Source organism: Rhizobium sp. 268 (assembly GCF_036571585.1).
Classification (GTDB): domain Bacteria; phylum Pseudomonadota; class Alphaproteobacteria; order Rhizobiales; family Rhizobiaceae; genus Rhizobium; species Rhizobium redzepovicii.
Window position 1 is genome coordinate 132,863 of sequence record NZ_JAPPSO010000005.1, and the last position, 23,444, is coordinate 156,306.

Annotated in this window: 15 protein-coding genes; 5 read left to right on the forward strand and 10 right to left on the reverse strand. The window is 63.7% G+C overall.

The annotated features are described in order from the left end of the window. Complete coding sequence (cobG, locus tag OS035_RS11570) at positions 1–1,383, reverse strand: precorrin-3B synthase (protein WP_331813706.1); 1,383 nt, start codon at positions 1,381–1,383, stop codon at positions 1–3. 73 nt (positions 1,384–1,456) lie between these two features. Continuing rightward, positions 1,457–2,221 carry a precorrin-6A synthase (deacetylating) gene (cobF, locus tag OS035_RS11575; protein ID WP_331813707.1) on the reverse strand — a complete coding sequence of 255 codons (765 nt, stop codon included), beginning with the start codon at positions 2,219–2,221 and terminating at the stop codon, positions 1,457–1,459. Positions 2,222–2,422: 201 nt separating this feature from the next. Between cobF and repA the strand changes: the two genes are divergently transcribed. From repA to OS035_RS11595, 4 genes are all read left to right on the forward strand, one after another. Continuing rightward, positions 2,423–3,619, forward strand: coding sequence for a plasmid partitioning protein RepA (repA, locus tag OS035_RS11580; protein WP_183777850.1), 1,197 nt, complete (start codon positions 2,423–2,425; stop codon positions 3,617–3,619). Continuing rightward, a complete protein-coding gene (gene repB, locus OS035_RS11585; protein WP_183777851.1) occupies positions 3,616–4,611 on the forward strand; it encodes a plasmid partitioning protein RepB in 996 nt (331 codons plus the stop codon). Before repA ends, repB begins: the two co-directional genes overlap by 4 nt. A gap of 154 nt (positions 4,612–4,765) precedes the next feature. Then, positions 4,766–5,980: a plasmid replication protein RepC gene (repC, locus tag OS035_RS11590; RefSeq protein WP_331813708.1), complete on the forward strand. Its 1,215-nt coding sequence runs from the start codon at positions 4,766–4,768 to the stop codon at positions 5,978–5,980. A gap of 181 nt (positions 5,981–6,161) precedes the next feature. Beyond that, entirely contained in the window at positions 6,162–7,295 is a 1,134-nt protein-coding gene (locus tag OS035_RS11595; protein ID WP_331813709.1) for an RHE_PE00001 family protein, read from the forward strand. A gap of 141 nt (positions 7,296–7,436) precedes the next feature. On the opposite strand, the gene OS035_RS11600 is transcribed toward OS035_RS11595, so the two are convergent. Genes OS035_RS11600 through OS035_RS11610 form a run of 3 tightly spaced genes read right to left on the reverse strand, consistent with a single transcriptional unit; the run spans position 7,437 to position 9,461 of the window. Further along, the gene (locus tag OS035_RS11600) at positions 7,437–8,147 is read right to left on the reverse strand and encodes a Bax inhibitor-1/YccA family protein (RefSeq protein ID WP_331813710.1); all 711 of its coding nucleotides are present in this window, start codon (positions 8,145–8,147) and stop codon (positions 7,437–7,439) included. 20 nt (positions 8,148–8,167) lie between these two features. After that, a complete protein-coding gene (locus tag OS035_RS11605) occupies positions 8,168–8,935 on the reverse strand; it encodes an anti-sigma factor family protein (protein ID WP_097625670.1) in 768 nt (255 codons plus the stop codon). Next, positions 8,922–9,461 carry a sigma-70 family RNA polymerase sigma factor gene (locus OS035_RS11610; protein WP_183777854.1) on the reverse strand — a complete coding sequence of 180 codons (540 nt, stop codon included), beginning with the start codon at positions 9,459–9,461 and terminating at the stop codon, positions 8,922–8,924. The genes OS035_RS11605 and OS035_RS11610 overlap by 14 nt, the downstream gene beginning before the upstream one ends. A 154-nt stretch (positions 9,462–9,615) precedes the next feature. Here OS035_RS11610 and OS035_RS11615 point away from each other — a divergent pair, with 154 nt between their 5' ends. Further along, on the forward strand, positions 9,616–9,897 hold the full coding sequence (locus OS035_RS11615; RefSeq protein ID WP_183777855.1) for a hypothetical protein: 282 nt from the start codon (positions 9,616–9,618) through the stop codon (positions 9,895–9,897). A 28-nt stretch (positions 9,898–9,925) separates the two neighbouring features. Here the strand turns inward: OS035_RS11615 and cueR are convergent, their stop codons facing one another. The 5 genes from cueR to OS035_RS11640 form a co-directional block, all read right to left on the reverse strand. Next, entirely contained in the window at positions 9,926–10,315 is a 390-nt protein-coding gene (cueR, locus tag OS035_RS11620) for a Cu(I)-responsive transcriptional regulator (RefSeq protein ID WP_097625667.1), read from the reverse strand. A 9-nt stretch (positions 10,316–10,324) separates the two neighbouring features. Next, positions 10,325–12,850, reverse strand: a complete 2,526-nt coding sequence (locus OS035_RS11625; RefSeq protein WP_331813711.1) for a heavy metal translocating P-type ATPase — start codon at positions 12,848–12,850, stop codon at positions 10,325–10,327. Positions 12,851–12,969: 119 nt separating this feature from the next. After that, positions 12,970–15,579, reverse strand: coding sequence for a malto-oligosyltrehalose synthase (gene treY, locus OS035_RS11630; protein ID WP_331813712.1), 2,610 nt, complete (start codon positions 15,577–15,579; stop codon positions 12,970–12,972). A 163-nt stretch (positions 15,580–15,742) separates the two neighbouring features. Further along, entirely contained in the window at positions 15,743–17,824 is a 2,082-nt protein-coding gene (pbpC, locus tag OS035_RS11635) for a penicillin-binding protein 1C (RefSeq protein ID WP_183777858.1), read from the reverse strand. After that, positions 17,821–23,289 carry an alpha-2-macroglobulin family protein gene (locus tag OS035_RS11640; RefSeq protein WP_331813713.1) on the reverse strand — a complete coding sequence of 1,823 codons (5,469 nt, stop codon included), beginning with the start codon at positions 23,287–23,289 and terminating at the stop codon, positions 17,821–17,823. Before OS035_RS11640 ends, pbpC begins: the two co-directional genes overlap by 4 nt. Positions 23,290–23,444: the final 155 nt, after the last annotated feature.

The following is a 23,444-nucleotide window of genomic DNA, read 5'->3' on the forward strand; positions in this document are numbered from 1 at the left end:
TTATTCCTGTCGCAGCGCCTTCGAAACGCCGATTGCGCCAAGCCGTGTAAGGCAGGCGGCGGCCGATTCGCCAGCGCCTCTGTTGTCTTCGATGGACCGGGCGAGCCTCTCTATAGCGAAATCGATCCGACCGCCAGCGATCCGTTCATCCGGCCGATCCGCGGCAAGCCCGTTGAGGATCAGCTCGTAACCTTCAGCCGTGCCCGTCAGCGTCAGCGCCGGCCGGGCATGCGCGCAGCCCTTGGCGCAGCCGGAGAGATGCAGCGTCAGCGAACCGTCGAAGAGGGCAGGTGCTGCGGCAAGGATGCGGCGCGCCAGCGTTCGCGTCCCGTAGAAGGCGGAGCCGCAGGCGCCGGCGCCGGCACAGGCGGCGATATGCTCGCTGTTGTCGCCGGGCTGCGCGCCGAAGCCATGCCTGGCGGCAGCGATCTGCATAGCCGGCACTCTATCTTCCGCCAGGCCGATAAGAAAGAAACCGCGCTCGGGCGCCAGCCGGACGGCGGTTGCACCGTCGGTCGTGGCGAGATCAAGCAGGGCGGTCAGATCTGACGAGCGCATCTGCCCGAATTCCGGCCGGACGCCGAGCACGGTTTTGCCGGCCGCCAGTCTGTGCAGGCCGGTAAGCGGCATCTTGGCTGCGCGAGATGGGAGGGAGCGAGTGGCGCTTAGAGCGGGAAAATGTGCTTGCAGAAGCGCCGGATCGATATCCCGTGCCCGGCTGCCCTGCCCGAGAGCTGCCAACAGGCTGAGGACTTCGCCGACGGCTGAGATTGCCGCCTCGGCGGGACCGACCGCGACCGTCGTTGCCGTCGCACCATCGCCGTTGATGGCGACAAGCCAACCTGTGTCCGGTTGCGCGACGACGCGGATATCGGCGGAAAGTGCCGATAGGCCGAAGGCACCGCCGCCGTCGATGACGATCGACAGTTTCGGCGCAAGCCGCGGCGAGGCGAGCAGCGCCTGAAGCGTGCTGCGCAGGGACAGTTCCATTGCGGCGGGATCGCTCAGTTCTTCCGGGTCGAGGCCGTGCAACGGCGAGATTTCGATCGTCGGGCCGTCCGGCACGGTAATGCCCGCGGCTTCGATATCGGCGGCGAGCTGTCCGACGGTCTCGGCCCGCAGCCCGCGGATCTGCAGATTGCCGCGTGCGGTGATCTCGAGAATGCCGTTTCCGTGTGCCGCGGCTGCGCGCGCCAGTGCTCTAAACTGCGGCAGCGTCAGCGCACCTCCGGCCGGCCGAAGCCGCACCAGCAGGCCGTCTCCGGTCGACATCGGTGCGGCCAGGGCGGGGCAGGCGCCGCGCGCGCGCATCTTCGCCGCAGTGCGGACTTGCAGCTCCGTCTCGGCTCTCCTGTCGACCGCCGTTATGGCCTTAGTGCTCATTCCCAATCCTCTGGGCACTTCTTACATGATCGCAGCCGGCGCGGCAAAACATGATGGAAATGGGCGACCCCGGTTATTCCTCGAAATCCCGCCCCTTGCGCAAAAGATAGATGTCCATGATCCAGCCATGTCGCTGCCTGGCTTCGGCCCTCAGCGCCACGATGTCGGCCGCGATATCGCCGAGCCGTCCGGATCTGACGATCTCGTCCTCGGTGCCGAGATAGGCGCCCCAGAAGATCTCGGCATCGGGATCGTCGATCTTCGCAAAGGCCTGTTCACCGTCGAGCATGACAATCGTCGTGGGCGCCTGGAGCCCCGCCAGCGCCAGTTTGCGCCCCGTGGTGATCTCGATCGGCTTTCCCACCAAGTTGACCGGGATCCTGTGACTGGCGGCCAGAGCCTGGATGCTGGTGATGCCGGGAATGACACTGTAGTCGAAATCCACACCGGCATCCTGCCGGACGCGTTCGATGATGCGGATGGTGCTGTCGTAGAGGCTCGGATCGCCCCAGACGAGAAAGGCGCCGCGGCCGTCATCGGGGAGGTCGGCGATCAGTTCTTTATAGATGAGGGCGATCTCGGCATGCCAGGTATCGACGCTTTGGGGGTAGCTTCTGTCGGCGGTCTGCCTTTGCGGCACCGCGAATTCTGAAATCCGGATCCCCGGCCGGGTGACATATCGTTCGCAGATGTCTCGCCGGACCTCGGCAAGCTCTTCCTTGGCCGCGCCCTTCAGCGGCACGAATATCACGTCCGCGGCGTTCATCGCGTTGATCGCCTGTATGGTAACGTGCTCGGGATTGCCCGTGCCGATGCCGATGATATGGATGTGTTTCAAGCCGATACTCCCATGAGTCTCGGCGGTCTTGCCGAAAAAGCCGCTCCGCCGCAAGGGCGATGGCGAAGAGTTGGCCGCGGCCAACCGGGCCGGAATGGGCTCCTGGCCCCCGTTGTTGCCGGAAATCCCGAATCGTGTCACTTTCGATACGCTTTTTGACGCTATGTTGACAGAAAAGCGCATCGAAAAGGATTGGGTGTTTTGGACAACATTAGCGTATCGACGACAGATGTGCGGATCGAGCGGCATGCGAACCAGCTTTCGCGGCAATTGAAGCTTCTCCGCGACAAGCTGTTTCCGCCGCTCTCGCAAAAGACGCTGCGGACATTTTCTTCAGGCGAGGCCGCCCAGATGATCGGCGTGTCCGACGGCTATCTTCGCCAGCTTTCCCTCGATGGCAAGGGGCCCCAGCCGGAGCTTTCTCAGAATGGCCGGCGCTCCTATACGCTCGGCCAGATCAATGAGTTGCGCCACTATATGGCGAAGCTGAAGCCGAAGGACGCGCTATCCTATCTTCCCTGGCGGCGCCCCGGCGAGAAGCTGCAGACGGTTGCCGTCACCAATTTCAAAGGCGGCTCGGCCAAGACGACGACGACGCTTTATCTGGCGCAGTATTTGGCGCTGGCGGGTTATCGGGTGCTCGCCATCGATCTCGATCCGCAGGCCTCGCTTTCGTCCATGCTGGGCGTCCAGCCCGAATTCGATCTTTCCGATGGCGATACGCTTTATGGCGCCATCCGCTACGATGCCGGCCGCAAACCGCTGAAAGACATCGTCCGCAAGACCTATTTCGACGGGCTCGATCTGGTGCCGGGCAATCTCGAACTGATGGAGTTCGAGCATGAAACGCCGCGGGCGCTCAATGATCGGCAGAAACCGGCCGAGCTGTTCTTCCGCCGCGTCGGTGTCGCCATTGCCGAGGTCGAGGCCGAGTACGACGTGGTGGTGATCGACTGCCCGCCGCAGCTCGGTTACCTGACCCTTGGCGCCGTCTGCGCGGCGACATCGCTGCTCATCACCATCCATCCGCAGATGGTCGACGTCGCCTCGATGTCGCAATTCCTGCTGATGACCTCGGATCTGCTTTCCGTCGTCCGCAAGGCCGGCGGCGATCTGCAGCACGACTTCATCAAATATGTCGTCACCCGTCACGAACCCTTCGATGCGCCGCAGTCGCAGATCGTTGCGCTGCTGCGCAGCCTGTTCGGCGACGACGTCTTGACGGCGACCATTCTCAAGTCGACGGCGATCGCCGATGCCGGTCTGACCAAGCAGACGCTGTTCGAAATCGAGAAGGGGCAGGTGCGCCGCTCGACTTACGACCGAGCGCTGGAATCGGTCAACGCCGCCAACGGCGAGGTTCTCGCCGGCATTCACAAAGCCTGGGGCCGGACATGAGCAGACGCGATCGCCTGAAAGGTCTTTTCGACGACACGGCGCAGGAGTTGGCCGCGGCCAACTACGAAGAACCGTCTTCGCGCGGTTCGGCTGGGCCTGTCCGGACGATGGCGTTGACCCTCGGGCGCATGGAGGAAGAGAGCAGGGCGATGCACGAAGCCCTGCTTTCCGGCGAACGCATCGTCGAACTCGATCCCGATCTGATCGATTCCTCCTTCGTCCGCGACCGCCTCGCCGACCAGCCGCTCGATATCGACGACGAGCTGGTGCAGTCGATCGCCGAAAACGGCCAGGAAGTGCCGGTTCTCGTTCGTCGCCATCCCGATGATGAGAGCCGCTACCAGATCGCCTACGGCCATCGCCGCCTGCAGGCCGTCAAGCTGCTCGGCCGCAAGGTGCAGGCGATCGTCCGCAGCCTTGACGATACCGATGTCGTCATCGCCCAGGGCATCGAAAATTCGGCGCGCCGCAACCTTTCCTATATTGAGCGCGCGGTCTTTGCCCTCAATCTCGAACTTAAGGGCTTTGAGCGTCCGGTCATCATGAAGGCGCTGTCGACCGACAAGACGGAGCTGTCGAAGCTGCTCTCCGTCGCCAGGGCCATCCCGGCCGAGATCGTCAGGTCGGTGGGTGCCGCGCCCGCCATCGGGCGCCGCAGATGGATGGCGCTTGCTCAGGACTGGAACGGGATGACGGCGGCGCGGCTTGCCAAGCTCATCGGCTCGGAAAAGTTCATGGGCGAGGAAAGCGACCGCCGCTTTGAACTTCTGGTGGCCGAGCTCGCCAGGAAAGAGGCGAAGCCGGAAGCCACGGAATATGACTGGAAGCCGAAGAGCGGCGGCAAGATTGCCGGCCGAATCAAGAGCGCCGGCAATTCCTTCACGATCGCGTTGAAGACCGGCGATGCGCCGGATTTCGGCGCTTACATTTCACGCCGTCTCGATGAGCTTTACGAAGCCTATCGGGCCGGCAGGTTGCAAGCAGGAGAATAGGCCGCAAAAGAAAAAAGCCTCCGAACGTTGCCGTCGCGGAAGCCTTTCTCATATCTGGACAATCTGAGAATCGCACTTCCTCGAATCACTGTCAAGCATCTTCGGCATCCTTTTGGGTGGTAGATTTCTTTTGCCTTGAAAAAAGGTGAGAGACATGGAGCCTCAATACGTATCGACGCCCTTTGGGCGCCGATCGATGACGCTTGGCATGCTGGCAAGCCAGGAAAGCGCCAGCAAGGTCGAACCGGACGCATCGGTCGATAAGTGGAAGATTTTTCGCGCGCTCTGCGAAGCAAAGGACATGGTCGGCGTATCCGATCGTGCGCTCGCCGTTCTCAACGCGCTGTTGACCTTCTATCCAAAGAACGAGATTGCCGAGGCCAACGGCTTCGTGGTCTTTCCCTCGAACGAGCAGCTATCGCTGCGCACGCATGGCATGGCCGGAACGACGCTGCGGCGGAACCTGGCGATGCTGGTGGAAGCCGGGCTGATCATCCGGCGTGACAGCCCGAACGGGAAGCGGTTCGCTCGCCGTAACGGCGAGGGCGGGCTTGGCGAGGCCTTCGGCTTCAGCCTGGCGCCGCTGCTGGCGCGTGCCGGCGAGATCGAGGCACAGGCGGCTCAGGTGCTCGCCGACAAGCTCGAATGGAAGCGTCTGCGGGAGCGGCTGACGCTCTGCCGACGCGATATCAGCAAACTCATCGAGATCGCCCTGGAAGAGGAAATCGCCGGCGAATGGATCGAGATGCAGAGGCATTTCACGCTGCTTTCGGCAAGCCTGCCGCGCCGCCCGTCGGCCGTCGAGATGGAAAGCCTGCTGACCGATCTCGAAGCCTTCCGCGAATTGATCGTCAAGACGCTGGAACTGAAGACGAAAACAGAAAAATCAGACGCCAATGACAGCCAAAACGGTCGGCACATACATAATTCAAACCCACACCCCTTATCTGAACTTGAACCAAGCTTCGAACCGAAGCAGGGGGCAAAGCCGGAGGAAGAACCGCGGCCGTGGCGGGAGCCGCCAAAATCCTTCCCACTTGCGATGGTGCTGCAGGCCTGCCCGGAGATCGTCGCTTATGGGCCGGGCGGCGGGATCGGCAGCTGGCGGGATCTGATGGCGGCGGCCGTCATCGTCCGTTCCATGCTGGGCGTCAGCCCGAGCGCCTATCAACTGGCCTGCGATGTCATGGGGCCGGAAAACGCCGCGACGGTGATCGCCTGCATCCTGGAAAGGGGCGGCCATATCAACTCGGCCGGCGGCTATCTGCGTGATCTGACACGGCGGGCCGAGCGCGGCGAGTTCTCGCTTGGGCCGATGCTGATGGCGCTGATGCGGGCAAATGGTCCGGCAGCGAGGAAAACCGGATGAACGGCGATGAAATAGGTTCGCGCCAGTTGCGACAGCTAGAAGATATGCGGCGCGTCGCTCAGCCGTCTCGACCGCTTCCTTCCCTGACCATTCTGTTTGAAATGCGCCGTTAACCATGTCATAGATGGCGGAAGGAAACGTTTGCTTTGCTTCCATTTGTAAAAAACCGTAAAGCTTAACAATGCGCTACGAAATCGACAGTGCGATGCTTCAAACCCTGCTTCCGTCCTTTGCCGCAGCAGAGGATGCGCTGGCGCGGCTGGACGAACGGCTGGTGCGTTCACCGGTCGGCGAGGGGTTTGCCGAACGCAGTCATTTCTTCGATGCCGCCGGCGCGCTGTGGGTGGCCGGCGAACTCGTGCATGTCGAAGATCTGGTTTTGCACGATGCGCATATGGACAGCCGGGCGCCCAGCCACGAGCTGACGATCGCCCATTCCGTGCTGCGGGCCCGCCGGCGCATCTGGACCGGGGAGCCTGCCTGGGCGCTCGGAGCCTCGGGGCTTGCGACGCTGACGGCGACGCTCGGGGAAGGGGAGGGGACGGTGCCTGAAGTAAAGAGCCCCGCAGTCCCGGTCGAGACCGACGAAGAGGGCGGGGATGAGGACGGGCCGCTGGCTGCCGAGATGGCCGAGATCGATGCGCTGCTTGCCCGCTCGCAGAAGCTGCTTGACATCCATACAGGCAAGGCGCCGGCAAGCGAGACGGTCGCCGCTGCCCCGTCACGGCGCAATGACGATCCTCTCGGCTTGCTGGGTGACGACGAATGGGACGAGGAACAGCGGCTTGCCGAGTGGCGCAGCCTATTGCCATTGGCTGACAGCTTGCCGCCGGTTCTCGGCGCCATCATCCTTTTCGAAGCCTGGGAACGGATCGAGCCATTGCGGCGTCAGCATTGGCTCGGCGGTCTTCTGGTCGCAGGCCATCTGCGCGCCCGCGGCAAGGTCGCCTCGCATCTCTTTTCTTTTTACGGCGGGCTGAAGCTGGTGCGCCATGAACGTCGCCGGGCGCGCGATCGGGCGACGCGGCTGCAGGCCTTCCTGGAGGCGATGCATCTGGGGGCTGCGGCCGGGCTGAAGGAACTCGACCGGTTGTCGCTCGCCCGCACCCAGATGGAGCTGCGCTTCCGCGGCCGCCGCTCGAATAGCAGCCTGCCCGATCTTGCCGATTTCATCCTGTCGCGGCCGATGGTCTCGGCGGCAATGATTGCCCGGCATCTGCGCATTACGCCGCGGGGCGCGCTGAACCTCGTCAACGAGATCGGCATTCGTGAAATCACCGGCCGCGGCCGCTACCGCGCCTGGGGCATCATCTGAAACGAAAGCGGCCGGGTCGACGACCCGGCCACACTGGCTCTATGTTATCCATGTATTTAAAGTGAGCACCCGATCCGCCATCCTGTCACAGAGTGCAGACCAGGCGCTCTTGCGCTTCCATTGCCCCCAGAAGCGCAGTCCCTATTCCCGCTCGCCCGTGAAGTTGAGCAGAAGCTGGAAGATGTTGACGAAGTTCAGGTAGAGCGAGAGCGCACCGAAAACGGCGAGCTTCTGGTTCGATTCCTGATCGTAGTTTTCCGAATACTGTTCCTTGATGTTCTGTGTGTCGTAGGCGGTAAGGCCGACGAAGACGACGATACCGATCACCGAGACGGCGAACTGCAGCGCGGACGAACCCAGAAAGATGTTGACGATGCTGGCGATGACAACGCCGATGAGACCCATCATCAGGAACGAGCCCATGCGCGACAGGTCACGCTTCGTCACATAGCCGTATAGGCTCGTCGCGCCGAACATCGTGGCGGTGATGAAGAAAGTCCGCGCAATGCTCATCCCGGTGAAGACCAGGAAGACGGAGGCGAGCGACAGACCCATCACGGCGCAGAAGGCCCAGAAGGTGATCTGCGCGGTGCTGGCCGACATCGTCTGGATGCGAAACGAGAAGAAGAAGACGAAGGCGAGCGGCGCCAGCATCACCACCCACTTGAGCGGCGAGCCGAAGATCGGCACGTAGAGAGCTGGCGTCGAGCCAACGACGAAGGCGACGAGGCCAGTGATGACGAGACCGAGAGCCATGTAATTATAGACGCGCAGCATATGCTGGCGCAGGCCTTCGTCGAAGGCGGCCTGGGTGGCGGCCACGGCGCCGTAGCGGGAATTGATCGGGTTCATGCTGATCTCCTCGGTTTGAACTAATAGAGCGAACGGGCGAGCCGTTCGGCCGCCTGATCGAGATTGAGGCCGCTTTCGTCGGCGATCAGCGCATAGGCGACCTCGCCGATCTGCCAATAGGCGGCTTCTGCTTTCTCAAGTGCGAGATGGCTGACCGGCTTGACCTCGAATGCCCCCGGGCGAACGGCGAAAAGCGACAGCCGTTTTCCATCCGACTGCTCGATCGCCATCTCGACACTGGGGCCGAATTCGGATGGGAAGATCTGCACGTCGGCAACCTTCCAATCCGCAGGCAGTTCCGGCATCACGATGGCGGTAGCGGCGCGAATATCGTCAGCGCTGTAGGTGGTCGGCGTCTGCGGGGGCATCGATTGCCGCAGGGCCGCGGTCTGATAGGCACGGACGGCATCCTCGACATAGGCGGGTGCCGGCACCGATGCCGATACCTCGGTTGCCGAGAAAGCGCCGAAGGAATTATGTGCCACCCAGCCGGCGGTCACCAGAATGCCGACAGCGGCAATGCGCTGCATGGAATGGAAGATGCGGCCATAGGAAAGGCCACGTTCCAGCCGGCGGGCCGCATCGCGGGTCTCCGGGCGGCCAAAGGCGCTTTCGCCGGCGAGCGCCAAGCGCAGCTCGCCCTTGACGCTGAGGTCGGCCATGACCTTGGCGGCAATCGCCGGATGGTCTGAGAGATAGGATTCCACCTGGATGCGGCGGGCGACATCGAGTTCGCCATCCACATAGGCGTCGAGATCGGCATCGAGGATCGGATCAATTGCTTTCATTGCCGTCTCCTCCGATCAGTCTCAGATGCGACTTGCGCGGCGTGTTCTCCTCGAATTCGCGCAATTGCGCGCGGGCGCGGGAGATGCGCGACATCAGCGTCCCTATCGGAATGCCGAGCGCATTGGCGGCTTCCTGGTAGGAAAGGTCTTCGATTGCAACAAGATGCAGCGCCTCGCGCTGTTCCTCCGGCAGGCCGAAAAAGGCGTCGCGCACCTGCTGCAGGCGCACGGCATGTTCCTGGCCGGCCGGCAGCGACTGCTCGGCCTCGACAGCCGCCTCGTCATGGCGGCGGGTCAGCGATCGGTTCTGGCGCAGGCGGTCGATATGAGCGTTGTGCAGGATAGAGAGCAGCCAGGTGCGCAGATTGCCGCCGCTGCGGAAGCTCTTTTTCTTCTCGAGCGCACGCACCAGCGCATCATGCACCAGATCCTCCGCCTCGTCCGAATTGCGCACCAGCGAGCGAGCATAGCGCCTGAGCGCTGCAAGCTGTCCGATGACGTCGAAGGGGCGTTCTTTGCGTTCCATGATTGAGTATACGCAAGCGCGGCCGATTTTATTCCCGGCGCGGCTAAAAAAATCATGCGGGCCGAAGATGCCGTTGCCGCACCTCAAATCCGCGATTGTTTATGACAATTATATGACAGATCATGACGCCGCTGATTTGAGGGGAAAATAAAGAATGAAAGATAAGAAGCGGGTCTACGAAGCTCTCGTAGACGGCGCCATGGAAGGGCTGACGGATCAGGCGCTCTATGATTTCGTCAAAGCGCGTTGTCCAAACGCCACCAGCAAGAAGATCGTCCGGGCCTCGCTTCTCGCCTTGATCGATCCCCATCTGAGAGACCGCAATATTCTCGACGTGATCTACGCGCTTGCGATCAAACATCGGCTGGATGACGGCGAGGGAGAGGGAGCTCCATCGGCGCTGGCAGCCAATCAGAACATGCCGCAGCTTTCCTGAACAGCGCCATCTGCGTTTCCCAACATGGTCAGCCGCCGTCCGAAAGTCCTTCGAGGATCGGACAGTCCGGCCTGTCATTGCCGTGGCACGCATGCACAAGATGCTCCAGCGTGCGGCGCAGTTGCGAGAGTTCGCGGATTTTGCGGTCGATCTCGGCAAGCTTGGTCTCGGCGATATCCTTGACGTCGGCGCTTGCCCGGCTTTTGTCCTCATAGAGCGCCAGCAACTGCCGGCATTCCTCGACGGAAAAGCCGAGACCGCGCGAGCGCTGCAGGAAGCGCAGCTTGTGAATGTCGGTCGCGGCATAGTCGCGGTAGCCGTTTCCGCCCCTTTCGGGGCGGATCAGGCCGATATCCTCGTAATAGCGGATGGTCTTTGAAGGCAGGCCGGACTGCTCGGATGCTTCGCCGATATTCATCGCCATCTCCTATAATTTTGCAAAGCGCAGTCTCAGCGCATTTGAAATCACCGAGACCGATGAGAGGCTCATCGCCGCTGCCGCGATCATCGGCGATAGCAGCAGCCCGAAGATCGGATAGAGCACACCGGCTGCGACCGGCACCCCGAGCGCGTTGTAGCCGAAGGCGAAGCCGAGATTCTGGCGGATGTTGCGCATCGTCGCCTCGGCCAGCCGCCGCGCCCTGACGATGCCGGTGAGATCGCCCTTCACCAGGGTAATGCCGGCGCTTTCCATCGCCACGTCGGCGCCGGTGCCCATGGCGATGCCGACATCGGCAGCAGCGAGCGCCGGCGCGTCGTTGACGCCGTCTCCGGCCATGGCGATGACGGCGCCCTTGGAGCGCAGTTCGTCGATCAGCGCGCTCTTGCCCTCCGGCAGCATGTCGGCGCGGACCTCGTCGATCCCCAGGCTTTTTGCCACCGCCCGCGCCGTGCGCTCATTGTCGCCCGTTGCCATGATGATCTTCAGACCGCTGTCGTGCAGCGCCTTGATAGCGGCTTGAGTGGTCGGCTTGATCCGGTCGGCAACGGCGACGAGACCGGCAAGCGCGCTGTCGACCACCACGAACATCACCGTCTTGCCATCGCCGCGCAGGGCTTCGGTCTTCTCGGCAAGCGCCGAAGCATCGATGCCGAGATCGGCGAGCATCGCCGCATTGCCGAGCGCCACCATCGTGTCACCGGCAAGACCCTGAACGCCCTTGCCGGTCTTTGCCTCGAAGCCGGTGACCTCGACGAAGGCGACGCCGCGCTCCTCGGCGCCGGAAACGATCGCTTCGGCCAGCGGATGTTCGGAGCCGCGCTCCAGGCTGGCGGCCAGCGACAGCAGCCGGTTTTCGTCGGTTCCACCGAAGGCGACGATGTCGGTAAGCTTCGGCTTTCCCTCGGTCAGCGTGCCTGTTTTGTCAACGATCAGCGTATCGACCTTGGAGAAACGCTCCAGTGCTTCGGCGTCCTTGATCAGCACGCCTTCTCCAGCGCCGCGCCCCGTCGCGATCATGATCGACATCGGTGTGGCAAGACCGAGTGCGCAGGGGCAGGCGATGATCAGAACGGCGACGGCGGCCAGCAGCGCATTGGCAAGGCTCGGCTCAGGTCCGACCGCTGCCCAGACGATGAAGGCAAGGATGGCCGCGGCGACGACCGCCGGCACGAAGAAGGCCGACACCCGGTCGACCGCCCCCTGGATCGGCGCCCGCGAGCGCTGCGCCTTGGCGACCATGTCGACGATGCGCGACAGCACCGTGTCGGCGCCGACCTTCTCGGCCGACATGACGAGCGCGCCGTTCTTGTTGATCGTGCCGCCGGTCAGTCCGTCGCCTTTCGACTTCTCCACGGGCAGAGGCTCGCCTGTAATCATCGATTCGTCGACGGTCGACTGGCCCTCGAGGACGGAGCCATCCACCGGCACACGCTCGCCCGGGCGCACGCGCAGCCGGTCGCCGGTCTCAATCTCGTCCACCGGCACGTCACTCTCGCTGCCATCGGCACCAATGCGGCGTGCCGTCTTCGGCGCGAGATCGAGCAGCGCGCGGATCGCCGAACCGGTGCGCTCGCGTGCCTTCAATTCCAGCACCTGGCCGACGAATACGAGAGCGACGATGACGGCGGCCGCCTCGAAATAGATCGGCACGGCGGCGCCATGGCCGCGAAAGCTCATCGGGAAGATCCCTGGCGCGAGCGTGGCGACGAGGCTGTAGACATAGGCGGTGCCGACGCCGAGACCGATCAGCGTCCACATATTCGGGCTGCGGTTGACGACGGACGCCCATGCACGCCGGAAGAAGGGCAGGGCCGCCCACAGCACCACAGGCGTTGCCAGCAACAGCTCGATGTAACTCGCCTGCGGTTCGCCGATCGCTTCGCGGAGCGGCAGGCCGAGCATCGGTCCCATGCCGAGGGCGAGCAGCGGCAGAGCCAGGATGGCGCTGACCCAAAGCCGTCTGGTGAAGTCGACAAGTTCCGGGTTTGGGCCTTCGCCGGCTGGCGGAATGCCCATCGGCTCCAGCGCCATGCCGCATTTCGGGCAGTCGCCAGGCCGGTCGCTGACGACCTCCGGGTGCATCGGGCAGGTATAGAGCGTGTCCTTCGGCGCCGGCTTTGCCGCCGGGCGGTTGCCGTCGCGATAGGCGGAGGGATCGGCTTCGAATTTTGTCCGGCAAGCGGCCGAGCAGAAGTAGAATTTCTCGCCCTCGACTTTCAGAAAATGTTTCGCCGTCGAGCGATCGACGGTCATGCCGCAGACGGGATCCTTTGCCGTCAGGTAATCCTGCGGCGCGGCCGCAAATTTCGTCCGGCAGCCCTCGGAGCAGAAATGATAGAGACGGCCGGCGTGATCGAGCGATGACTTGCCGACCTCCGGATCAACGGTCATGCCGCAGACCGGATCGCGGGTCATGACGCCGGCAGTCTTTTCCGGGCCATGGCTGCAACAGCTGTGATTGTCATCAAGGATGTGACCGTGATGGTGATCGTGGTCGTGTTTGATATTCATGACTATCTCCTATGCCCTGGGGCAGTTGGAGATGCTTATCCACCTTCCAGCAACTGGAAGGTCAAGCGCTAATTTTGACAAGGCCCATTTTTTGAAGCCGGCGCTCTGTCGCCCGATCCTCAGATCGGGCTGATCAATCCGACCGGCTGGCTGCCGAGCAGGGCGGCGACCGCAATGCTGCCGCCGGGTTCGATCGTCTTGCCGGTCACCAGATCCGCCTTCAGCCCATGGAGAGGGGAGGGGACGGCGATCGCCGTATCCTCCCAGAATTCCGGGCCGGCAAAGAGCACGCCGGGGTCGAGCCAGCCGAACATCAGCCGGGGTGCGGCGACGATCGCGAAATTGTCCTTGTGCACCCGGGCAAACGCCAGCAGGTGCTCGCGCCGGCTGCCCGTCACTTTCAGCGGCAGATAGTCACCCCTGGCAAAGAGTGCCGGGTGCCGCTGGCGCAGCTGCAGGCCGATCGCGATGATGCGCTGCTTCAACGCGGCCGCCTGAAGCTTGGCGATCGGCCCAGCTTCAGTGAGCCAGGCGGTGAGCCGTTCATGATCGGCCGGCCGGCGGTTGTCGGGATCGACGAGGCTGAAATCGAAACCCTCGGAGCCCTGGTAGATGTCGGGAATGCCGGGCGCCGTCAGCTTGAGGAGCGTTTGCGACAGGCTGTTAAGGTAACCGGCGGCGATGAAGGGCTGCAGCACCCTTTCGAAATCCTCGAGGAAGGCGTCGTTCTCGGGTGAAATCAGCGCCGCCGCATAGGCCTTCACCGCGTCTTCGTAAGCGGCATCCTGTTCGATCCAGCCGGTGTGGAGTTTCGCCTCGCGCACCGCCTTGACCGCGTAATCGGTAAAGCGCTCGGCAAGCTCGGCCGTCTGAGCTCGGCCGAAATCCTCCGGCCAGATGCCGGCCAACGCCTGATAGAGCATCCATTCGACATTCGGCTCCGGTGCTGCTCCATCCGGCAGCTCCGTCAGCCATGGCCGGTTCATCTCACGCCAGCGCGCCACCGCCTGCGCGAAAACATCGGCGCCCTCGCTCAGCGCATAAAGCCTGGCGCGCGCATCCTCGCCGCGTTTGGTGTCATGAGTGGCGCTTGCCGACAGCCCGTGCGGCTGCAGCCGTGCCCGGTCGGCCATGCGGCGATGAAAACCCTCCGGGCCATCCGGCGCCTTGCCGGGTTCACCGCCGACTTCGTTTGCGGCAAGCAACCGGTTATAGCGATAGAACAGCGTATCCTCAGTCGCTTTCGCCATCACCGGCCCGCTCAATTGCTGAAAGCGGATGCGGAACTCATGGGCCGCATCACCGTCGACCTTGCCTTCGAGAAGCCGCAGCACATGATCAAGGGCCCGCCGATCATCGAGCCGGGCCATGGCTTGCGATGCGGTTGCGGCAAGGACGGCTGAATCCTGCCAGGCGAGCGGACCGCCGTCGCCATAGGTGCGGTAGACCGGGAAGGCGATCAGCAGCTCGGTCAGCGCCGTGGCGATCTCGTCTCTGTTTATCTCGGGAAAGATCCCCACCGCGATCGCTGCCAGCCTGCTGGTCTCGCCGGCGAAGTTGCGCTCGACCATCAGCCGCTTGGCAAGTCGCCGGCCTTCCTCGAGATCGCCGGTCTCGCCGGCGAGGCTGCGATAGGCATCATCCAATCTGCGCAGGCCGCTGCCGTCGACGAAGAGTTCGCTGAGTGCCGCGATGAATTCATATCCCGTGGTGCCCGAGACCGGCCAGCTCTCCGGCAGCGCTTCGCCGCCCCCGAGGATCTTTTCCACGACGATATAGGTGTCCGGCCCAACCGCGTCTCTGAGCCGGTCGAGATAGGCCTTGGGTTCGGCGAGCCCGTCGACATGGTCGATGCGCAGGCCCTGCACCTTGCCATGGTGCACCAGCTCGATCGTCAGCCGGTGCATGTCCTCGAACACGGAGGGATTTTCGACCCGGGTTCCCACAAGCCCGGTGACCTCGAAAAAACGGCGATAACTCAAATGCCGCGCCGCTTCCTTCCAATGGGTGAGCCGCCAGTACTGTGCCTCATGCAGGCCTTTGACGAAGTCGCGATCGGCGGAGATGTCCTCGAGCTTCTGCCTGAGCACCGCCCGGTCGCCGCCTTCGAAGAGGATGTCGCGCATGGTGCGGGCAAAGTCCTCGCCGGAGGTTATGGCCGCAGCCTCCGCCATTCTCGTTGCCACCGGATCGTCGAGCCGGTTTGCGATCGCGCCGTAACTGCTGGGGTTGAGCGGCAGCAGCGTTTCGAAATAGGCGAAGGCGAAATTGCCGCGCGTTTCGTCGAGCACGATCCGCAGCTCGCCGGCGGCAAGTGCCGCCTCGAAATCCTGGCCGAGCTGCGGCAGGGTCAGCGGCTCGCTCCAATCGATGTCGAAGTGGCCGGCATAGGCGCTCTGCGGGCCGAATGCCAGCACGTCGCGCCACCAGCCGTTTTCCGGCGAGGCGGCCATGTGGTTCGGAACAATATCGAGGATGAGGCCCATGCCCGCCGCGGCAAGGCTTTCCGTCAGCCGTTCGAACCCCGCCCGGCCGCCGAGCGCCGGATCGATGTCGTTGGCATCGGTGACGTCATAGCCGTGGGTCGAGCCGTTAACGGCGGTGAAGATCGGTGAGGCATAGAGGTGGCTGATGCCGAGGGTCTTGAGGTAGGGAATGAGGCCGCAGGCACGATCGAAGGTCATGCCGTTGCGGAATTGTATCCGGTAGGTCGCGGTCGGAAGTGTCATGAGGCCGTCTGGACGTTGGAGGGAGACCCTTTCCAACGGTTGTACCGGGGGTTTGGTTCCCTTACAGCGCCGCGCGTCTTTTGAGACGCGCAAAGGACGCTGTAACATTTTTGAATCTACGCATCGTGCTTTCCGAAAAGCGATTCCGATTTTCGGGCCGATGCTAGTCGATGAAAACGCCCACGCTTGCGGCGCGTCCGGCCGAGTCGATAACGGTCAGTTTCGAGTAGCCGCCGCCATCCGGAAGCCACTGCTGCGTGCGCCGGCGCGAGAGATCGGGCAGCGGCTTGCCGTTGGCAAGCCAACGGAAGGGGGCGCGGCCGCCCTGCAGCTTCAGCATCAGCGGCGACAGGTCGCCTGCGCCTGCGCCGAGATCGATATGAGCACCCTCGGGCGGATAGACGATCTGAGGCGCGGCTTCGCGGCCGGAGGCGACAAGCAGGCCGCTGGCATTCAGCGCAAACCGCCGCTGGCTGATCGGCAGCTCGGACTGGGCGATGCGCACGGCGCCGGCGGGCGGTCGGGGCAGCGGCGTTGTCGCGATGCCGGACTTGGCGAAACCTTCGAACAGGATGGGTGCGGCGGTGCCATAGCCGGTCAAACCAGGCACGGCGCTGTTGTCGGGCCGTCCGACCCAGACGCCGAGGACATAACGTCCGTCATAGCCGACCGACCAGGCGTCGCGATAGCCGTAGCTCGTGCCGGTCTTGTAGGCGATGCCGCGCTGCGGCGCGCCGGTGGGGGGGATGACGCCGGAAAGAATATCGGCGATATTCCAGACCGCCACCGGCTCCAAAAGCGGTTCGCCGTCGAGCTTATCAGGCGTTCCGGTGATGCCGTCGCCGAGCCTTGCCGGCTGGCCGCGATTGGCGAGCGCCGTATAGAGCTGCACCAGATCCTTCAGCGTGAGCCCAACGCCACCAAGACCGATCGCCAGCCCCGGCGTCTCGTTCGGCGGCAAAGCCGGCCGCACCTCGGCGCGGCGGAAGCGCACCAGCAGCCGCGACGGTCCGACGGCGTCGAGCAGTTTGACGGCCGGCACATTCAAGGAGAGCTGCAAGGCCTCGCGGACGGTGACGTCGCCTTGATAGCTCATGTCGAAATTGCGCGGCCGGTAACCGAAGAAATCGGCCGGCCGGTCCTCGATGATCGTCTCCTGAGAGACGAGACCCTGCTCGAAGGCGAGCCCGTAGATGAAGGGCTTCAGCGTCGAGCCGGGCGAGCGGTTGACGCGCGTCATGTCGATCCAACCGGAGCGGCTGGCGTCGAAATAATCGGCGGAGCCGACCTCGCCGACGATCGCGCCGGTCTGGGCATCCGCCATCACCATGGCGAGCGAAAGCTTCGGCCCGAGTTTCATCGCCGCTGCCCGGGCGACCGCCTCCAGCCCCTGCTGCACCTGCTTCTTCAAGGTCGTCTGATGCTTGAGGACCGAAGGCTCCTTGCGCAGAGCCGCTTCGCCGACATGGGCGGCCAGTGCCGGCAACTGCATGCGCCGCGACGGGATGGCGACAACCTCGGCCCGCGCCGCTTCGCCGTCGCCGACGGCCTCAGCCACGGCGACGCGCTCAAGCACGCGCTTGCGCGCCTCATGCGCCGCCTGGAGATTGCGGTCCGGCCGGCGCCGTTCGGGCAATTGCGGCAAGGCGACGAGCAGGGCGGCCTCGGCGACGGTCAGACGCCGCGGCTCCTTGCCGAAATAGGCAAGGCTTGCGGCGCGCACGCCTTCGAGATTGCCGCCATAGGGCGCATGGGTGAGATAGAGGTCGAGGATCTGCTCCTTCGACAGCCGCCGCTCGATCTGCACGGCGCGTGCGAGCTGCAGCAGTTTTGCCGAAAGCGAACGTCCCGCCCGCGGCTCAATGAGCCGCGCCACCTGCATCGACAGTGTCGAAGCGCCGGAAACGATGCGGCCGTTGCGGATGAATTGCAGGCTCGCGCGCCCAAGCGCCCAGGCGTCGACGCCGCCGTGATCGTAAAAACGCTGGTCTTCATAGGCGATCAGCATGCGCAGGAATTGCGGATCGACGTCGGCGACTCCAGTCTTCAGCCGCCAGCGGCCTTCCGAGGTCGCGAAGGCGCGCAGCAATTGGCCGTCGGCATCCAGCACCTCGGCGGAGACCAGGTTCGCCTTATCGAGCGGCGGCGGAAAGGCCGTGTCGGCGGCGTCGAGCGCGAAGAGGGCCGCGCCGGCAAGAAGGATGCCGGCGGCGGACCCGATCGCGATCTTGCGCCACAGCCTCATTGTTGTGCTGCCACGACCTCCATCTTGCCGGTCGCGGTACGGGCCGAAAGCTCCGGCCGGTACATGTCCTCGACGCTGGCGGCCGGATGGTCGTAGGTGCCGGGGGTGACGGCGCGCACGACATAGGCGACGTTGAATTCGCGCTCGTCGCCCTGGGCGCGGTTGAAGGCAGCGACGAAGCGGTCGTAACGGAATTCGGTATGGGCGGCCGCTATCTCGCCGATCCAATCGAAATTCGTCATCTGGGCGCTATCGACCAGGTTCGGATTGTCGATCTCGAAACCGGCCGGCAGAAGGTCGGTGACGACGATGCGCGACGGCCAGTCGTTGGTCTCGCGCACATGGATGACGACGACGTAGCGTTCGTTCTGCCTGGCTTCGCTGACATTCGCCTCTTCGCCGTCGAGCGTGTAATAGCTGCGCTCGATAATGAAGCCGTCGCCGCCGGCCGGCAGAGGCACGGTCGGGGCGGCTACGGTGGTGACGACAGCCGAGACCGCGTCGCTCGTCTGGTTGGTCAGCGTCAGCGGATGGTCGGCGAGTGCATCGCCGCTCATGCGGGCCATATAGGCGCCGGTATGGGCGGCGCCGTTGACGTCGACCTTCAACCCGTCATCGCCGCCCTGAATGGCGCGTGCGGCAAGCAGCATCCAGGTCTCTTCCTGGGTGCTCTTGTATTTGCTGCGACTCCATTCCTTGGCGACGGCCTTGGCAAGATCCGGGATGACGGGCGGCACCGGCCGGCTTTCCGCAGCGAGCGCCAGGATCGCCGCGCCATCGCGCAGGATGGTGCCGTAGTCGGTGCGCGACAGGTTCACTCGCGACACCATCGATTGCTGCGACATCTGCAGCGCGTCGACGAAGATGTTCTTCGAACGCTGGGCGTCGCCGTAGAGCGCCAGTGCGGCGGCGATATGCGCCTTGGCAAGCGGCGTCGGGAAATCGTTGATCATCGTATCGGCGTAGTAACGCAGATCGCTGATCGCCGCCTTCTTGTTGCGGGCAAGCACATAGATGGCATAGGCGATCTGGTCGCCCTGGCCCTTGATGTCGGTGGTGTAGGAGAGGGTGTTCTGCAGGTTTTCGAGCGCCTGCACGAAGGCCTTCTCCGGCACGTCATATTTCATTTCGCGGGCCCGCGTCAGGAAATCGGTGACGTAGGAATCGAGCCAGACGTCGCCCGAATCCGGTCCCCAGAGGCCGAAGCTGCCGGCCGAAGCCTGGTAGGAGAGGACGCGGTAGATCGCGTCCTGCACGCGCTTGTGCACATCGTCGTCATTTTCAATGCCGGCCTGCTTGGCCACTTCGGCGAGATAGAGCAGCGGCAGCGCCCGGCTGGTGGTCTGCTCGGCGCAGCCGAGGGGATAGCGATCGAGCGTCATCAGCAGGGCGGGAATGTCGAAGGCGGCCGAACGGGTGACGTTGACGCTGATCGAGGCGCCGGGCAGCACGCTGTCGGCAAGCAGGTTCTTGTCGACGGTGAGCTTGGCGCCGGGTTTCAGCGCCAGTACCCTGCGTTCGGTGATCGGCAGGGATGACGGACGCACCGGCACGTCGACGGTCTGGTCGAGCGAGAGGCCGGAGGCGTCGGAGAGGTTGATCGAGACGCTGCCGGCGCCCGGCTGTTTGCCGATGAGCGGCAGCGTCAGCTCGGATTTCGCCCCGGCTTCGAGACGGATCGTCTGGGCGGCGGAGGCTTGGTCGATGCCGATCGCGTCATTGCCGGTCAGCTGCAGCTTGTAGTCGCCGGCCGGTGCATCGGTGTTGGCGATGTCGAGGCGCAGATTGGCCTTGTCGCCGGGGGCGAGGAATTTCGGCAGGCTCGCGGTGACGACGATGGGATCGCGGATGATAACGTCCTTGACGCCGTGGCCGACACCGGTCTTCGACCATGCCACAGCCATCACACGCGCCGTGCCGTTGAATTGCGGAATGTCGAAGGAGACATTGGCCTTGCCTTCGGCGTCGAGCTTCACCGGTCCGGAGAAGAAGGCGACGAGTTTCTGCGTCGGCGGGCTCGCCTGCAGCGCAATGGCGCCGCCGTCGCCGCCGGTTCTAAGCTTGCCGGTCGCACCCAGCGAGCCGTCGATCAGCCGGCCATAGAGGTCGCGGATTTCCAGGCCGAGTTGACGCTGGCCGAAATACCAATCCTCCGGGTTCGGCGGTTCATAGCGCGTCAAGTTGAGAATGCCGACATCGACGGCGGCAACCGTGACATAGGCATCTTCATTGGCGCCGGCGCCCGCCACCTGCAGGCCGATGTTGAGCGGTCCGCGCGGCAGCATTTTTTCCGGCGTGTCGAGCTTGACCTGCAGCGCCCGCTGCTCGGGATCGACCTTCAGCCATTTGATGCCGATCGAACGCATCGGCATGTGGCTGTCCTGGGCGTCGCCGGGGCGGAAGAGCGTCGCGGTCACATAGCCGCCGGCCCCCCAATCCGCGGTGACGGGGATGTCGACCTCGCCGCCGGTCTCGCCCATCGTCGCATTTTGCACCGCGACCAGTTTTTCGGTTCCGGCCATGACCATCAGCTCACCGCCATAGCGCGAGGTGACTTTCAGCTTGGCGGTGTCGCCGATCTTGTAGCTGTCCTTGTCGAGGGCGATTTCCAGCCCGTCCGGTGTTTCGGTCGAGGTCGACGCCACGAACCAGCCGGCGTCGAATTCGACGCTGGAGGTCGGGCCGTCGGCATCCGGGCTTTCCACTTCGAGGCGATAGCGGCCCCATTTCACCGGCACGGAGATCTTGCCGCCGTCCGTCGTCGCGTCGACGCCGCCATTGGCGATCTGCTCGGCGGTATAGACCGGCTCGTATTTCCATGCCGTCCCCTCGCGATACCATTGGTACTCGCGGTTGAGGCTGTAGAATTTCCAGCGCAGGCCTTTGGCCTCCTGCTTCTGTCCATCGGCATTGACGCCGATCACCGTGAAGTTGGCGATCGAATTCTCGGGCAGATCGCTGGAAAATTCCGGCTTGATGCCGATCGAAGCGCGCTCATTCTTCACCGGAAGGGTCAGCGAACGCTCGATGGCGCGGCCGCCAGCCTCCTGCATGCTGATATAGACGGTGGCGTTGAGCAGCTGCGTCGTTGCCGGCAGGTCGCCGACGGTCAGATCGGTCGAGGCTTCGCCGTTCTCGTCGAGTTCCGGCAGGCCGTCGATCGGCAGGCGCGAATCCTCGCTCGCCTCCTCGTCGGCAAGCCCGAAGAGGAAGCCCTTGTAGGCGGCGCTCTCGCGGGTCGGCTTGACGACGACATTGCCTTCAAGCGTCAGGCCGGCGGCCGGGGCGCCATAGAGATATTTGCCGGAAATATTGATCGTCGCCGGCGTATCCGGGCCGATTTCCTTGGCCTCGGTCTTGATTTCCATGTCGGTGCGATCCGGCACGAAATCGTCGACCAGGAAACTCTTGCTGGCGATCGCGCTGCCCTTGGGATCGGTATAGATGTTCATCGTCCAGGTGCCGCGCATGGCATTTTCCTGGGTCAGGAAATCGATGCTGTAACCACCGAGATTGCTGGTCTGGCTGACGATCCGCCGGTCTTCGACCCCGTCGGGTCGGCTGAAGATGAAGGTGAGCGGCAGGTTCTCGATGGCGTTGCCGTCGGTGTCGCGGGCAAGCGCCTGCGCATGCACCGTCTCGCCGGCGCGGTAGATGCCGCGTTCAGTGAAGGTCAGGACGTCGATCGCGCCGGGTGCGGCGCGGCCGGTGACGCCGCGGTCGGAGAGGTCGAAGCCGGCCCGCGTCATGTCGAGGAAGACGTAGTCCGAGGTGCCGTTCTTGGCGGTTATGACGGCGGGCGTCAGCGCCGCCGTGCCGCGGATCAGGCCGGCGGTGAAGGTGGCGCGGCCGTTTTCGTCTGTGGTCGCGGTGCCGAGCACTTCGTTGTTCTTGGCGAGCAGCTGCAGCTCGACGCCCGATATCGGCTTTGCCGATGCGAGCGAACGGGTAAAGACATTGAGCCCGTCGGTACCGGCATAGGTGGTGATGCCGATATCGGAAACAAGGAACCACTGCGTCGCCTGTGAATCCCACTCCTGCGTCGGTCCGTTCGGGCCGGTTGCCGTCATGACGTAGATACCGGGCTTGCGCTCGGGCAGCGCCTCGTCGACCGGGAAGCTGGTGACGATATCCTTGTTGAGCTCGTTGGCGATGTCGATCGAACCCTGCCAGACGAGTTCGCCGTTCTGATCCTGGATGTTCTGGGCGCTGTAGCCGTCGAGTTGGCTCAGGAACTGCGAATTGGTCAGCAGCGGTGCGATGGCGCGATCGCCGATGCGGTAGAGCTTGAGGTTGGCCGAGGCCAGGTTGACCGAGACGATCGGAATGCCGCGGCGTGCCGTCGAGGGCAGCACGAAGCTGTCGCCGGTGAAGCGCACCATCTGGCTGCGGTCCTTGATATAGACGTCGATGCTGACCGGTGCTTCGAGCGCCTCATCGACGGATGACGGCAAGCCGGTGCGGAAGGCGATCTTGTAGGTCTCGCCATGGGTCAGCCCCTCGACGCAAATCTGCTTGTCCTTGGTTTCGAGCGCCTTGGGGGCGGCGCCGTTCAGCGTCACGAAGGGCGTGTAGTCGGTGGTCTTGACGAGTGCCTCGGAGAAGGTGACGCAGGCCCGCGGCGTGGCGCTGTCGGCATCGACCGTGTGTTCGGTGATGCGGAATCCTTGCGTCGATTTCAGCTGCAGATAGGCCGCCTGCACATCGTCGGAGGCAACCAGCGCCAGGCTCGCCTTGTAGGCGTCGAGCGCCGGGCGGTAATTGGCGTTTCGGTCCAGGGCGTCGGCGAGGACGGCGAGCGCTTCGGCGCGCTTGGGTTTGGTGCGCGTCAGCTCGTAGCCGTTCAGCGCGTCGAGCACGGCCTGGCCGCTCGTACCGCTCTCGGCGGTGCCGAGCGAAGCTGCGGCGCGGGCGGTTTCGAGCCAAAGATCGGCGTCGTCAGGAGTGATCGACAGCGCGCCATGGAAGGACTTGAGCGCGTCGGCCAGATTGTTGGCGGTGAGGTCGAGACGGGCATTGGCGGTCAGGCTGTCAGCGCCTTGGCCCTGCTGGTCGTCGGTCAGCTCGAGATTGTCCTTGAAGTCGTGGGCCTGCTGGATCAGGTCGTTGGTCAGGAAGGTCAGGCGCGGCGCGGCGCCGAGGTCCGGCTCCTTCTGGGCGGCGGTTTCGACGATCTTGCCGGCGATGGCGCCGGGGAAGGCGTTCATCGTCTTGAAATCGGATTTCAGGAAACACCATTTCACCTTGGGATTGTAGGTGAAGGCCTTGCAGCTCTTATCGCCGATGCAGGAGGTCTTGCACTGATCGAGCGAGACGTTCTGCTCGGTGCGAAGATCGAAGCCGAAGAAATCGGCGTCCTTGATCGTCTGGATGTCGCGCTTGATGTCCGCAGCGGCTGCGGGAAAACTGACGGCGATCATGGAAAATGCGATTGTCGCGAAAGCGAAGAACGAGCGCACGGACATAAGGTTCCCCCCGGAAATGCAGGCTCTAACCGGCGGCACTCTCCTCACTCCTCACGGGATTGTCAACTCAGGTTGTAGGCTGTTTCAACTTCACACAGACGCTTTCGTCTGGCTGTCACATCGGCGTGAGTGATCGCCTTGTGATTTGCGGCCTC

Coding starts and splice junctions, on each gene's coding strand:
- cobG (WP_331813706.1), bottom strand. CDS start 1,383: ATGAGCACTAAGGCCATAACGGCGGTCGACAGGAGAGCCGAGACGGAG.
- repB (WP_183777851.1), top strand. CDS start 3,616: ATGAGCAGACGCGATCGCCTGAAAGGTCTTTTCGACGACACGGCGCAG.
- repC (WP_331813708.1), top strand. CDS start 4,766: ATGGAGCCTCAATACGTATCGACGCCCTTTGGGCGCCGATCGATGACG.
- OS035_RS11595 (WP_331813709.1), top strand. CDS start 6,162: ATGCGCTACGAAATCGACAGTGCGATGCTTCAAACCCTGCTTCCGTCC.
- OS035_RS11600 (WP_331813710.1), bottom strand. CDS start 8,147: ATGAACCCGATCAATTCCCGCTACGGCGCCGTGGCCGCCACCCAGGCC.
- OS035_RS11605 (WP_097625670.1), bottom strand. CDS start 8,935: ATGAAAGCAATTGATCCGATCCTCGATGCCGATCTCGACGCCTATGTG.
- OS035_RS11610 (WP_183777854.1), bottom strand. CDS start 9,461: ATGGAACGCAAAGAACGCCCCTTCGACGTCATCGGACAGCTTGCAGCG.
- OS035_RS11615 (WP_183777855.1), top strand. CDS start 9,616: ATGAAAGATAAGAAGCGGGTCTACGAAGCTCTCGTAGACGGCGCCATG.
- cueR (WP_097625667.1), bottom strand. CDS start 10,315: ATGAATATCGGCGAAGCATCCGAGCAGTCCGGCCTGCCTTCAAAGACC.
- OS035_RS11625 (WP_331813711.1), bottom strand. CDS start 12,850: ATGAATATCAAACACGACCACGATCACCATCACGGTCACATCCTTGAT.
- treY (WP_331813712.1), bottom strand. CDS start 15,579: ATGACACTTCCGACCGCGACCTACCGGATACAATTCCGCAACGGCATG.
- pbpC (WP_183777858.1), bottom strand. CDS start 17,824: ATGAGGCTGTGGCGCAAGATCGCGATCGGGTCCGCCGCCGGCATCCTT.
- OS035_RS11640 (WP_331813713.1), bottom strand. CDS start 23,289: ATGTCCGTGCGCTCGTTCTTCGCTTTCGCGACAATCGCATTTTCCATG.